The 13559-nt window shown below is 36.2% G+C and carries 11 protein-coding genes; 2 read left to right on the top strand and 9 right to left on the bottom strand.

Going from position 1 to position 13559, the window contains the following annotated elements; translation table 11 throughout:
- Nucleotides 1-6 precede the first annotated feature (6 nt).
- The 5 genes from garR to H3T56_RS04775 are packed head-to-tail and all read right to left on the bottom strand — an operon-like array spanning nucleotide 7 to nucleotide 5828.
- The gene (gene garR, locus H3T56_RS04795) at nucleotides 7-888 is read right to left on the bottom strand and encodes a 2-hydroxy-3-oxopropionate reductase (RefSeq protein WP_065577656.1); all 882 of its coding nucleotides are present in this window, start codon (nucleotides 886-888) and stop codon (nucleotides 7-9) included.
- 36 nt (nucleotides 889-924) lie between these two features.
- Entirely contained in the window at nucleotides 925-1695 is a 771-nt protein-coding gene (garL, locus tag H3T56_RS04790) for a 2-dehydro-3-deoxyglucarate aldolase (RefSeq protein ID WP_034900840.1), read from the bottom strand.
- Between the two features lie 47 nt (nucleotides 1696-1742).
- Nucleotides 1743-3077 (bottom strand): glucarate dehydratase, encoded by a 1335-nt coding sequence (gene gudD, locus H3T56_RS04785; RefSeq protein WP_034900842.1) that lies wholly within the window; start codon nucleotides 3075-3077, stop codon nucleotides 1743-1745.
- A gap of 42 nt (nucleotides 3078-3119) precedes the next feature.
- Entirely contained in the window at nucleotides 3120-4457 is a 1338-nt protein-coding gene (locus H3T56_RS04780) for an enolase C-terminal domain-like protein (protein ID WP_065577657.1), read from the bottom strand.
- Between the two features lie 39 nt (nucleotides 4458-4496).
- Nucleotides 4497-5828, bottom strand: a complete 1332-nt coding sequence (locus H3T56_RS04775; RefSeq protein ID WP_065577658.1) for an MFS transporter — start codon at nucleotides 5826-5828, stop codon at nucleotides 4497-4499.
- A 454-nt stretch (nucleotides 5829-6282) separates the two neighbouring features.
- On the opposite strand from H3T56_RS04775, the gene garD reads away from it, so the two are divergent.
- The gene (gene garD, locus H3T56_RS04770) at nucleotides 6283-7821 is read left to right on the top strand and encodes a galactarate dehydratase (RefSeq protein WP_370545510.1); all 1539 of its coding nucleotides are present in this window, start codon (nucleotides 6283-6285) and stop codon (nucleotides 7819-7821) included.
- Nucleotides 7822-7907: 86 nt separating this feature from the next.
- Here garD and H3T56_RS04765 read toward each other — a convergent pair whose 3' ends face one another.
- A complete protein-coding gene (locus H3T56_RS04765) occupies nucleotides 7908-9068 on the bottom strand; it encodes a sugar diacid recognition domain-containing protein (RefSeq protein ID WP_065577679.1) in 1161 nt (386 codons plus the stop codon).
- 90 nt (nucleotides 9069-9158) lie between these two features.
- Between H3T56_RS04765 and H3T56_RS04760 the strand changes: the two genes are divergently transcribed.
- Nucleotides 9159-11081 carry an ABC transporter ATP-binding protein gene (locus tag H3T56_RS04760; RefSeq protein ID WP_198192151.1) on the top strand — a complete coding sequence of 641 codons (1923 nt, stop codon included), beginning with the start codon at nucleotides 9159-9161 and terminating at the stop codon, nucleotides 11079-11081.
- 83 nt (nucleotides 11082-11164) lie between these two features.
- Here H3T56_RS04760 and nusG read toward each other — a convergent pair whose 3' ends face one another.
- The 3 genes from nusG to tuf form a co-directional block, all read right to left on the bottom strand.
- Nucleotides 11165-11710: a transcription termination/antitermination protein NusG gene (nusG, locus tag H3T56_RS04755; RefSeq protein WP_034900847.1), complete on the bottom strand. Its 546-nt coding sequence runs from the start codon at nucleotides 11708-11710 to the stop codon at nucleotides 11165-11167.
- 1 nt (nucleotide 11711) lies between these two features.
- On the bottom strand, nucleotides 11712-12113 hold the full coding sequence (gene secE / locus H3T56_RS04750) for a preprotein translocase subunit SecE (RefSeq protein ID WP_065577660.1): 402 nt from the start codon (nucleotides 12111-12113) through the stop codon (nucleotides 11712-11714).
- A gap of 134 nt (nucleotides 12114-12247) precedes the next feature.
- Nucleotides 12248-13432, bottom strand: coding sequence for an elongation factor Tu (gene tuf / locus H3T56_RS04745; RefSeq protein ID WP_034900851.1), 1185 nt, complete (start codon nucleotides 13430-13432; stop codon nucleotides 12248-12250).
- Nucleotides 13433-13559 lie beyond the last annotated feature (127 nt).

The raw sequence follows: 13559 nt of genomic DNA, 5'->3' as shown, positions 1-13559 counted from the left end.
CCTTAATTATTTAATTTCTATTTTTGCTAAAGATTCATAGTAACGTGCTAATGCACTATGATCACAATCACCCAGACCATCAGTTTTTAGGGCTTGCATCATTTCCATTACAGCTGCAGTTAATGGTAATGATGTTCCAACACCATGCGAAGTATCTAAAGCATTTTGTAAATCTTTGATATGTAAATCAATTCTGAAACCAGGTTTAAAATTACGATTTAAAACCATTGGTGCTTTAGCATCTAGTACAGTACTTCCTGCTAATCCACCACGAATTGCTTGATAAACTAACTCTGGATTTACACCAGCTTTAGTTGCTAAGACTAATGCCTCTGACATAGCCGCAATGTTCAAAGCAACAATGACCTGATTAGCTAATTTAGTTACATTACCAGCACCAATTTCACCAGTGTAAACCACTGAACCAGCCATGGCTTTCATTATGTCATAATGTTTATCAAAGATAGCTTTATCACCACCTACCATGACCGATAAAGTACCATCAATTGCTTTAGGTTCTCCACCACTCACTGGCGCATCTAACATTGCCAATCCTTTTTTAACGACTTCATCATGAATTTCACGGCTTGCTAACGGCGCAATTGAACTCATATCAATAATCGTAGTACCAGATTTAGCACCATCAATTATCCCATCTTCACCTAATACAACCTCTTTTACATGTGGTGAATTTGGTAACATGGTAATAATCACATCACAAAGTTTAGCAACTTCTTTAGCATTTACGGCACTTTGTGCCCCTGCAGCCACTACTTCATCCACTGCAGATTGATTTTTATCACAAACGACTAATGAATAACCTGCTTTTAACAGGTTCTTGCTCATCGGTTTACCCATAATACCTAAACCAATAAAACCAATTTTCATTTTACTCTCCTTTTTTTACGACTAAAATAGTATTCGTTACTTTAAAAACTTATCTGCTAGCGCTTGGGTTGAACTTCTTAATAAACCTAGATCATTACCTACAGCAACGAATGTTGCCCCCATATCAATATAATGATGAACATCAGCTTCTATTGGTGCCAAAATACCGCATGCTTTACCTTGTGCTTTAGCAACATCAAAAACATGTTTTATTGCTGCTTGCACTTCAGGGTGCTTAGGATTACCAAAATGGCCTAATGAAGCAGAGAGATCACTCGGTCCAACAAAAATACCATCAATACCATCAACTGCAGTTATTGCTTCAACATTATTAACTGCTTGTTGAGTTTCAATTTGTACCACAACACAAATATTTTGATTAATTTTAGTAAAATAATCAGTAATAGTGCCAAAGCCATTACTACGATGAGAAACAGAAACTCCTCTTACCCCCTCAGGTGGATAGCGGGTATAAGCTACTGCTGATTTGGCTTGTTCTACTGTTTCTACATATGGGATTAAGAAATTATAAAACCCAATATCAAGTAATCGCTTAATTAAAACTTGATCATTCCAAGCAGGACGAACTATTGGTGCACTACTACTATCTTTTAATGCCATCAATTGCGGTACAAACGTGGTAACATCATTAATCGCATGCTCACCATCTAGCAACAACCAATCAAAACCAGCTAAACCAAGTATTTCTGTTGAAATTGGATTTCCTAAAGCAGCCCAACAACCAATAAGTTTTTTACGTTCTAACATATCTTGCTTAAATTGGTTGTGGCAGGTTATTTTTTTCATAATTTACCTTTTAAATTCTCGAGTTATTTTTGATAATAATAGTTCAATTATCTAACCAAACATGGTTTTTTATTATCAAACTGCCAGCCAGGAATTAAATATTGCATGGCCATTGCATCATTTCGGTTACCAAGACCCATTTTCTTAAATAACTCATGAGCTTTCATTACTTGATCCATATCAATTTCAATGCCTAATCCTGGTTTTTCAGGAACCTTAATTTTACCATTAATAATTTGTAATGGTTCTTTCGTTAAACGTTGGTTACCTTCTTGCCAAATCCAATGAGTATCCAGTGCAGTTGGATTGCCTGGTGCTGCTGCACCTACGTGTGTGAACATAGCTAAAGAGATATCAAAATGGTTATTAGAATGTGAGCCCCATGTTAAACCAAATTCATGACACATTTGTGCAACACGAACTGAGCCATTCATGGTCCAAAAATGTGGATCAGCTAATGGAATATCAACAGATTGTAACGATAATGTATGTCCCATTTGACGCCAATCGGTTGCAATCATGTTGGTAGCAGTCGGTAAACCCGTGGCCCGACGAAATTCAGCCATGACTTCTCGCCCTGAATAACCTTGTTCAGCACCACAAGGATCCTCTGCATAAGCCAAAGTATTTTTCAAATATTTACCAATACGAATCGCTTCCTCTAATAACCATCCTCCGTTAGGGTCAAGTGTTACTCGAGCATCTGGGAATTTCTTTTTAATTGCTATTACTGCTTCTGCTTCATCTTCTGCTGATAAAACACCGCCTTTTAATTTGAAATCGCGGAAACCATATTTTTCATATGTAGCTTCAGCCAATTGGGCAATTTTTTCAGGCGTTAGTGCTTCTTCATGTCGTAGGCGATACCAATCACATTTTTCATCATTTTGACTTTGATAAGGTAAATCTGTTTTGTTGCGATCACCGACATAAAATAAGTATCCTAACATTTCCACTTCATCACGTTGTTGACCATCGCCAAGTAATGATGCCACGGTAACGCCTAAATGTTTACCAAGTAGATCTAACATTGCCGCTTCAATCGCAGTAACAACGTGAATTGTTGAGCGTTGATCAAATGTCTGATTGCCTCGACCACCAACATCACGATCAGCAAATTGAAGACGCACTCGATTCATCACATTTTTATATTGGCCAATAGATTGACCAACAACTAATGATTTAGCATCTTCTAATGTTTTAGTAACCGTTCCGACGCACGGTACTTCGCCGACACCAATGTTGCCTGAGTTATCTTTTAGGATAACAATATTTCGAGTAAAATACGGTGAATGTGCACCACTTAAATTAAGTAGCATACTGTCATATCCAGCGACAGGATAAACATTCATTTCCGTTATAATTGGCGTTGATAAACTCATAATATTAACCTCTTAAATTTCTTGTATTTCTCTAATTCTGTTTTAACGAACCATGCAAGGTCGTTTACGATCAAACTGCCAACCAGGTATTAAATACTGCATTGCAATAGCATCATTACGTGCACCATTTGCTAATTTTTTATGTAATTCATGAGCATTCATAATTTGTTGCATATCTAATTCAATGCCTAATCCCGGTTTATCATGCAGTTTAATTTTGCCATTACTTATTTCTAATGGATTTTTAGTCAATCTGGCCTGTCCTTCCTGCCATATCCAATGAGTATCAAGTGCAGTTGGATTGCCTGGTGCCGATGCACCAACATGACTAAACATCGCTAATGAGATATCAAAATGATTGTTAGAATGGCAACCCCAAGTTAATCCCCATTCATGACAAAGCTGAGCAACCCGACTTGCACCAGTTAAAGTCCAAAAATGCGGATCTGCTAAAGGTATATCAACAGCTTGTAACATAATTGAGTGACACATTTCTCGCCAGTTAGTTGCAACCATATTCGTTGCTGTTGGTAGACCAGTGGCACGACGAAACTCTGCCATTACTTCACGTCCCGAATAACCATTTTCTGCACCACAAGGGTCTTCGGCATAAGTCAGGACATGGTTAAGCCCTTTACATAATCGTATAGCATCTTCCAATAACCAACCGCCATTAGGATCTAAAGTAATTCTAGCATCTGAAAAACGTTTTTTTAGCTCAGTGACCGTTTCAATCTCTTTTTCTCCAGCTAATACACCACCTTTCATTTTAAAATCTTTAAAACCATAGCGATCTTTTGCTACTTCAGCTAATTCTATTACCGACTGAACTGTCATCGCTTCGCGGCGTCGAATGTTGTACCATTCATGACCATTTTTGAGTGGCTGGTCATAAGGTAGATCAGTTTTCTTATCATCACCAATATAAAACAAATAGCCTAAAACAGTTACTTCATCTCTTTGTTTGCCACCACCCAATAATTCAGCCACAGGCACATTTAAAAATTGCCCCATTAAATCTAACAGTGCTGATTCCAAAGCTGCTACAGCATTAACTCGTAGTTCAAATGTCCATGCACCTTTACCAAAAGTATCATAATCAGAATCTAAATAGCCTTGATGCATATCATTTACGATACGGTTAAGAATCGAAATAGGTCTACCTTCAACATGTGCACAAGCTTCCTTCAATGCATTTTCAATTGTTGAACCACCAGGAGCCTCACCAACACCAACATGACCAGCATTATCTGTTAATATAACAATATTACGGGTAAAGTATGGACCGTGAGCACCACCAATGTTCATTAACATACTGTCATAACCTGCAACAGGTATAACTTGCATTGAAGTAATAATTGGCACTGATTGAGTATTCATATTACGATTCTCCATTTCATAAATTTGTTTTTTTATTATTTAATCCTTTTTCTTTAATTCCATTCGTTTAATTGGACCAACAAGAACTAAATAACTAAATGCAGCAACAAACGCATGACCGGCAACAAATACTAATGCCCATTCAAAGCGCCCTGTCCATGCCACAATATAACCAATAATAATTGGAGAAATGATACTTGATGCATTACCAAACATATTGAATAAACCACCGGCTAGACCACTCATCTCTTTTGGCGCTGTATCTGCCATTACTGCCCAACCTAACGCACCAACACCTTTGCCGAAGAAAGCCATCGACATAAATAAAATAACTAGTCCAATTGAATCAACGTAATTACACATAATCATAGTCATTGAGAATAGCATGCCTAAAATGATTGGTGTTTTACGGGCTATTGATAAAGAATTGGTTTTGCGCATAATGAAATCAGAAATAACCCCACCACTAATTCCACCAATAAAGCCACAAATAGCAGGAACTGCAGCAGCAAAGCCTACTTCTTTAATATTCATTCCACGCTGTGTTGCTAAATAAATAGGGAACCAAGTAATAAAGAAAAATGTTAAACAGTTAATACAATATTGACCTAAATAAACACCAAGCAACATTCTATTAGTCAATAATTGCAATAAATAACCTAATTTTGGACCTTCTTGTTTACCATTGTCTTTCTTCTGATCCATATCAACTAAAGCACCACCCTCAACGATATAATCAACTTCAGCTTGATTAGCTAAAGGATGATCTTTAGGGTTGCGAATAACAAACAAAGTAACAGCACTGACAAAGATACCCAATCCCCCCATAAAGAAGAATACTGATTGCCAACCATACTCATGAGTCAACCAACCCATAATTGGTGCAAAAATAACCGTTGCAAAATATTGTGCTGAGTTAAAAATGGCAACTGCCGTTGCTCTTTCTTTGGCTGGAAACCACGCGGCAGTAATACGGCTGTTTCCAGGGAATGAAGGTGCTTCGGCAAGCCCCATTAAAAAACGGAAGGTAAAAAGCATAATTAGTGCCCAAGCACCAATAAAAAAGTGCACAGTCCCTTGTAATAGAGTAAAAATAGACCAAAATAAAATACTACAAAAATAAACTCGTTTAGAACCGAATCTATCTAGCAACCATCCTCCTGGTAATTGTCCTATTACATAAGCAATACCAAATGATGACATCACCCATCCCATGGCTGCTGCATCAAATCCTAGTTCCCCCGACATTGCTTTTCCAGCTATACCTAATGTTGCTCTATCGCCGTAATTAATAGCTGTAACTATAAATAAAAAAACAACCGTCATCCATCTGGCGTTAGTCCTTTTTTGTTTAGTTTTGTTTATTTCCATGTTTAGCTCCTAAACTTATAATTTCCTAAATTTAATTATTAAATATAAAAGGTATAGCTGAAGTAGAAAATAAATAGACTTTTTTACGTTTCTAAGATAATCCACTAATGGTGAGTAAGTATGGATGGTTCACCATAAAATATCATTGGGCAAAAACACAAAATATCCACGCCAATCATATTTATTTATATGCAAATACACAAATAAATGTTACTTTCTTCACAAAAATTTAATAAAACTACAAAATTTTGTGATACAAAGCGACTTTTATGGGTATTTTTATGATATTTAGCTAATTTATGAACTTATAATTGTGAATATGCACAATGCTATTTATTTTATTCGGATTTAAGATATAACGAAGAAATTATGAGAAATGTTATAAAATTTAATTTGCTATTAATTAATATATAAAATTAATTAGCATAATGGGAGTTGAGTAATGGAGAAACAAATTAACAAGCCGCTCTTTATCAAAATTAAAGAAATTGATAATGTTGCGATTGTTGTCAATAATAATGGATTACCCAAAGGTACAATTTTTGACAATGGATTACAATTAATTGAAGATGTACCTCAAGGGCATAAAGTTGCATTAAATGATATCAACCAAGGACAAGCTATAGTACGTTATGGTGAAACCATTGGTTACGCTAAAAAAGACATTAAACAAGGTAGCTGGATAAATGAAGCTGTAACACTAATGCCAACTGCGCCAGAATTGCATGAATTAGAAATAGCAACTAAAAAAGCGGATCCATTACCACCTTTAGAAGGTTATACTTTTGAAGGTTATCGCAACAAAGATGGCTCGGTAGGTACTAGAAATATACTTGGTATTACTATGAGTGTTAATTGTGTTTCGGGCGTTGTTGAATATGTTGCCAAAATTATTGAACGTGATTTATTACCCAAATACCCTAATGTAGATGGCGTCGTGCCACTGACCCATTTATATGGTTGTGGTGTAGCTATTGACGCTCCAGCAGCTATTGTACCAATTCGTTCTATCCATAACTTAGCTAAGAATCCTAATTTTGGTGGCGAAATTATGGTGATCAGTTTAGGATGTGAAAAGTTACAACCTGAAAGACTACTTAAAGGTACTCACGATACTATTCCAATAAAATTAGAAGATGATGACCTTGTTACTTTACAAGATGAACATGGGTTTAAAGCCATGGTTGATCATATTTTGCGTGTGGCAGAAAAACACTTACAACGTCTAAACCAACGCAAACGTGAAACTGTGCCGGCAGCAGAATTAATCGTCGGAATGCAATGTGGAGGTAGTGATGCATTCTCAGGTGTTACCTCTAATCCATCAGTTGGCTTTGCTTCTGACTTATTAGTAAGATGTGGAGCAACAGTTATGTTTTCTGAAGTAACTGAAGTTCGTGATGGTATTCATTTGCTGACGCCAAGAGCAGCTGATGAAGAAGTCGGTAAAGCACTAATTAGAGAAATGCAATGGTATGATGAATATCTTGCTGCCGGAAAAGTTGATCGTAGCGCCAATACTACACCAGGCAATAAGAAAGGTGGCTTAAATAACATAGTTGAAAAAGCAATGGGATCAATTGCAAAATCAGGCACAAGTCCAATTGTAGAAGTGTTATCTCCTGGTCAAAGACCTACCAAAAAAGGCCTAATTTTTGCTGCAACGCCAGCTAGTGATTTTGTGTGTGGTGCTCAACAAGTTGCATCAGGTATTACCTTACAAGTTTTCACTACCGGCCGTGGAACACCATATGGATTAGCGATGGTACCTGTCATTAAAATGTCTAGCCGTAATATTGTCGCAGAACAATGGTTCGACCTTATTGATATTAGTGCTGGAGATATTGCTTTAGGCGAAGCTACTATTGAGGATATTGGTTGGCGACTTTTCCATTTAATCCTAGATGTGGCTAGTGGGCGCAAACAACCATGGTCAGATCATTGGAAATTATACAATCCACTAGCTATTTTTAATCCGGCGCCAGTGACCTAAAAAACAATAAAACACATATAAATATGTTATGAATTATGATTCTAAATACACTTTAATTATTAAAAAATAAAAAGTGTATTTAGAATTTATTCGTTTCTGTCCAACTGTAATCCAATATATAATAATAAACGATCGTCAAATTTGGCTAGATTTAAACCGGTCAAATTAGCAATTTTATTTAATCGATATTCTAATGTATTACGATGAATAAACAGCTCATTGGCCGTATCACCATTTTGTACATTATTCTTAAACCATGTTTGCAATGTTTTTTGCAGTACGCCATTATTATCACCCATCCTCAATTTTTTCAAAGGTAATAATAATTCTTCAGCTTGCCAATCATAACTTAAACCATGTAATAAAACGGGAAGAATAAGTTCTTGGTAATAATAATTACGGATATTCGGCATTCTTTGCTTACCAATTAACATAGTTGTTTTAGCGGTTTGATAAGATTTAACTAATGGATAAGGATGTTGTTCAAAATAATTACCCAATGAAATTCGAATATCTAAATGAGTGGAATCTTTGATTGTAATTACTAATTGTTCTAATTTCTTTTTGTGCTCTAGTAAATCCCATCGACCATAACGATTTAAAGCAGGAATTAAAATAACTAACTCAGTAATAGATTTAATCGCAACTAAATTATGTTGGCTAACATGTTGTATTTGATTTTGTAGATGTTGTAATTCGCTCATAGCAGTATCAATGCCTAATTGGCCACTATCGACTTCAATCATGCATACTACTCGCGGTAACTGTAAATTAATATCTAATCGTTTAACCCATTGCACCATACTTTCAGGCAAAACTTCTTTTTCAATTAGAGTAAGAATTAATTCTTCTTTTAAACGATTATCATAAGATAATTCTTGTAATAATTGGGTTTGTTCCATCATCATTTCTGCTGACATACAAACCAATTCACCAAATTGTCGAATATCGGATGGTTCACCAGTTAAACCAATAACGCCAACGATACGATTATTAAGTTTTAATGGTAAATTGATACCCGGTTTAACGCCTTTCAGACGTTTAACCATTGTGCCATCAATTGAAACAGTCCTTTTTTGAGATATAGCCAGTATTGCACCTTCATGTAATTCTCCAATACGTTCTAAATCACCACTACCAATAATACAACCATCCCCATTCATTACATTGATATTACAATCAATAATTTTCATGGTTCTTTCAACAATCTGTTGAGCAATTTTTGGGGTTAGGCAATAAGAATTCATTACCATGTTAAATTTCCTATTATCATTTTGCATACGCTTTATTTTTTGTTAGCATAACACATTTTATATTGAATCATAGGTGACTTCGTCATGATAGTGTTTGATTCTATCCAAATTCGTAGAGGTATTAATCTACTTTTAGATAATGCCTCTGCAACAATAAATCCTAAACAGAAAGTTGGATTAGTCGGTAAAAATGGCTGTGGTAAGTCCACACTTTTTTCTTTAATTAAAGGTGAAATTCAAACAGATGCAGGCAGTGTTTTTATTCCTGCCCAATGGCAATTAGCATGGGTAAATCAAGAAACTCCAGCATTAGATACAGCGGCTATTGAATATGTTATTGATGGTGATCGAGAGTTTCGAAAATTAGAGCAAGATTTAGAGATTGCTTACGAAAAAAATAACGGCGAGCAAATTGCGCTTATTCATGAAAAACTTGATAACATTGATGCTTGGACTATCCGCTCTCGGGCGGCAACATTATTACATGGTTTAGGTTTTTCCAATGAACAATTAACGTTACCGGTTAAATCCTACTCTGGTGGTTGGCGTATGCGACTTAATCTAGCGCAAGCGTTAATGTGCCGTTCTGATTTACTGCTTCTTGATGAACCTACCAACCATCTTGATTTAGACGCAGTGATGTGGTTAGAAAAATGGTTAAGTAATTATCAAGGTACACTTATTTTAATTTCACATGACCGTGATTTCTTAGATCCATTGGTTAATAAAATCATTCATATTGAACAGAAGAAATTATTTGAATACACCGGTAACTATTCATCATTTGAGACACAGCGCTCGGCAAAACTGGCGCAACAACAATCCATGTATGAAAGTCAGCAACTTAAAGTTGCTCATTTGCAAAGCTATATCGATCGTTTTAGGGCTAAAGCAACCAAAGCAAAACAGGCTCAAAGTCGAATAAAAATGTTAGAAAGAATGGAATTGATTGCCCCAGCTCATGTTGACAATCCTTTTCATTTTAAATTTAGACGACCAGAATTCTTACCTAGTCCTTTATTAACCATGGAAAATATCGTTGCAGGATATGGTGATAAAGTTGTTTTAGAGCAGATTAAACTTAATTTAGTACCTGGCTCACGTATCGGTTTGTTAGGTCGTAACGGTGCTGGTAAATCAACACTGATTAAACTGCTAGCTGGCGAATTACCACCAATGCAAGGTCAAGTTAGCTTGGCTAAAGGGGTACAACTTGGCTATTTTGCTCAACACCAATTAGAATATTTACGAGCAGATGAATCAGCTTTATGGCATTTAAAACAACTTGCTGAGCCGAAAAATACCGAACAAGAATTACGTAATTATTTGGGAGGTTTTGATTTTCATGGTGATAAAGTTAGTGAACCAGTAAAAACATTTTCTGGTGGTGAAAAGGCTCGATTAGTTTTAGCGTTAATTGTTTGGCAAAAACCAAATTTACTGTTGCTTGATGAACCAACAAACCACTTAGATTTAGATATGCGACAAGCATTGACTGAAGCATTAATCGATTTTGAGGGGGCGTTAGTTGTGGTCTCGCATGATAGACATTTATTGCGTTCTACTACTGATGAGTTTTACTTAGTTCATGATCATAAAGTCGAACCTTTTAATGGTGATCTTGATGACTATCATAAATGGTTGACTGATGAGCAAAAGGCCGAAAATCAACCACAAGAAAAAGATAAACCAGTAAAAAAAGAAGTGTTGCCTAAAGTTTCTGCACAAGAACGTAAAGAACAGAAACGAAAGGATGCGGAAGCCAGAGCGCAAATACAACCATTGAAAAAACAGTTGCATAGAGAGGAACAAACTATTGCTCGTTTAAATGATCAGTTAAAAGTGATTGAAGAGCAATTGGCTGATTCATCGATTTACGAAACGGATAAAAAATCAGAATTAACACAATTATTACTTAATCAAAGTAATTTAAAGGCTGAATTAGATGAATCAGAATCAAAATGGCTAGAGCTACAGCAACAATTGGAAGAGTTCGAGGGAAGTTAACCATCAATTTAGCAAAATTTAAACACCTAAAACAAAAAATCACAGCATATAGCTGTGATTTTTTTAATTAGATGACAAATAGATTAACTTTTTTCTACTTGGCTAAAATCTAATTCAACCGGCGTAGAACGACCAAAAATAGAAACCGATACTTTTAAGCGGCTCTTTTCATAATCCACTTCTTCAACTACACCATTAAAGTCAGCAAATGGACCTTCGTTAACACGAACAAGTTCACCTGGCTCAAATAAGGTTTTAGGACGTGGTTTATCACCAACTTGTTGTAGACGATTCATAATTGCATCAACTTCACGTTGGCTAATTGGCGCTGGTCTATCTGATGTCCCACCAATGAATCCCATTGTTCTTGGTACACTTTTAACTAAATGCCAAGTTGCATCGTTCATCGTCATTTCAACTAAAACATAACCTGGGAAAAATTTACGTTCGCTTTTACGGCGCTGTCCACTTTTCATTTCTACAACTTCTTCGGTTGGTACTAAAACTTCGCCAAAAGAATCTTCCATATTATGTAATTTAATATATTCACGTAATGATTGTGCAACACGTGCTTCATAGCCAGAATAAGCTTGGATCACATACCAGCGTTTTTGTTGTGTTTCACTCATATTAACGCCCTATTGAAGTTAGATAAAAGATGATTGAACGGAACAAAGAATCCATTCCCCAAAGCGCAGTACCAACAATAACGGTAATAACAGCGATTAATAAGGTTGTTTGTACAGTTTCTTTACGAGTAGGCCATACAACTTTTCTTAGTTCTTTTCGTGATTCTTGCAGAAATGTTATAAACGATTTTCCTTTAGTGGTTGTAAATGCAATAAATAAGGTTAAAAGCGAAACCACAACAACTGCAATAATTCGAACGATCGCATTTGGTTGATATATATCATTAGGTACAGAGAAATAAGAATTTCCCCAAACAATTAACGCAATTAATACTAGAACCAAAACCCATTTAAATTTGTCTAGAACAGTGCTTGTATCTTGACTCTCGTTACTTACTAGCATATAAAACCTATGATTATGTTATTTATAATATTATCCATTTTCCAAAATGCTCTTTCTCTAAAAACATTTTGCTAAACAGACTAGGTAAGAAAGGGTATCAAAAGATACCCTTTCTATGATCGCGATTGCTGAAATTATTTAATAACCTTAGCAACAACACCAGCACCAACAGTACGACCACCTTCACGGATAGCGAAACGTAAACCGTCTGCCATTGCGATTGGGTGAATTAATGATACTGTCATTTTGATGTTATCACCTGGCATTACCATTTCTACGCCTTCTGGTAATTCAATAGTACCTGTTACGTCAGTTGTACGGAAGTAGAACTGTGGACGGTAACCTTTGAAGAATGGAGTATGACGACCACCTTCATCTTTACTTAGAATATACACTTCTGATTCGAAATCTGTATGTGGAGTGATTGAACCTGGTTTTGCTAATACTTGACCACGTTCGATTTCTTCACGTTTTGTACCACGTAATAATACACCTACGTTCTCACCAGCACGACCTTCGTCTAGTAATTTACGGAACATTTCAACACCAGTACAAGTTGTTTTAGTTGTTGGTTTGATACCAACGATTTCAACTTCTTCACCAACTTTGATTACACCGCGCTCTACACGACCTGTTACTACTGTACCACGGCCTGAGATTGAGAATACGTCTTCGATTGGTAATAAGAATGGTTTATCAATGTCACGCTCTGGTTCTGGAATGTAGCTGTCTAATGCTTCTGCTAATTCTACAATTTTGTCTTCCCATGCTGCATCGCCTTCTAACGCTTTAAGCGCTGAACCACGAATTACTGGTGTATCGTCACCTGGGAAATCGTATTGAGATAGAAGTTCACGTACTTCCATTTCAACTAATTCTAATAACTCTTCATCATCAACCATATCACATTTGTTTAAGAATACGATGATGTAAGGTACACCTACTTGACGACCTAAAAGAATGTGCTCACGAGTTTGTGGCATTGGACCATCAGTTGCTGCTACTACTAAGATAGCACCGTCCATTTGTGCCGCACCAGTGATCATGTTTTTAACATAGTCAGCATGGCCTGGGCAGTCTACGTGTGCGTAGTGACGAGTTGGTGTATCGTATTCAACGTGTGAAGTATTGATGGTGATACCACGAGCTTTTTCTTCTGGTGCGTTATCGATTTGATCGAATGCACGAGCTTGACCACCGTATTTTTTAGATAATACTGATGTGATCGCTGCAGTTAAAGTTGTTTTACCATGGTCAACGTGGCCGATTGTACCAACGTTAACGTGGGGTTTTGTACGTTCAAATTTTTCTTTAGACATTTATCGTCCCTCAATGTAATACAAATCGGTGGTAATTCACCACATTAACCAAGTATCATATTTAGTTTTAACATAATACTAACTTAAAATTAGCTCTGAATGATACCAGATAAAGCCGTCAAGTGAC

It is taken from the genome of Gilliamella sp. W8123, from assembly GCF_016101085.1.
Lineage (GTDB): Bacteria > Pseudomonadota > Gammaproteobacteria > Enterobacterales > Orbaceae > Gilliamella > Gilliamella apis.
The sequence above is the reverse complement of the archived record's forward strand: the minus strand, read 5'-3'. Positions and strand labels throughout refer to the sequence as shown.

Coding starts and splice junctions, on each gene's coding strand:
- garR (WP_065577656.1), bottom strand. CDS start 888: ATGAAAATTGGTTTTATTGGTTTAGGTATTATGGGTAAACCGATGAGC.
- garL (WP_034900840.1), bottom strand. CDS start 1,695: ATGAAAAAAATAACCTGCCACAACCAATTTAAGCAAGATATGTTAGAA.
- gudD (WP_034900842.1), bottom strand. CDS start 3,077: ATGAGTTTATCAACGCCAATTATAACGGAAATGAATGTTTATCCTGTC.
- H3T56_RS04780 (WP_065577657.1), bottom strand. CDS start 4,457: ATGAATACTCAATCAGTGCCAATTATTACTTCAATGCAAGTTATACCT.
- H3T56_RS04775 (WP_065577658.1), bottom strand. CDS start 5,828: ATGGAAATAAACAAAACTAAACAAAAAAGGACTAACGCCAGATGGATG.
- H3T56_RS04765 (WP_065577679.1), bottom strand. CDS start 9,068: ATGAATTCTTATTGCCTAACCCCAAAAATTGCTCAACAGATTGTTGAA.
- H3T56_RS04760 (WP_198192151.1), top strand. CDS start 9,159: ATGATAGTGTTTGATTCTATCCAAATTCGTAGAGGTATTAATCTACTT.
- nusG (WP_034900847.1), bottom strand. CDS start 11,710: ATGAGTGAAACACAACAAAAACGCTGGTATGTGATCCAAGCTTATTCT.
- secE (WP_065577660.1), bottom strand. CDS start 12,113: ATGCTAGTAAGTAACGAGAGTCAAGATACAAGCACTGTTCTAGACAAA.
- tuf (WP_034900851.1), bottom strand. CDS start 13,432: ATGTCTAAAGAAAAATTTGAACGTACAAAACCCCACGTTAACGTTGGT.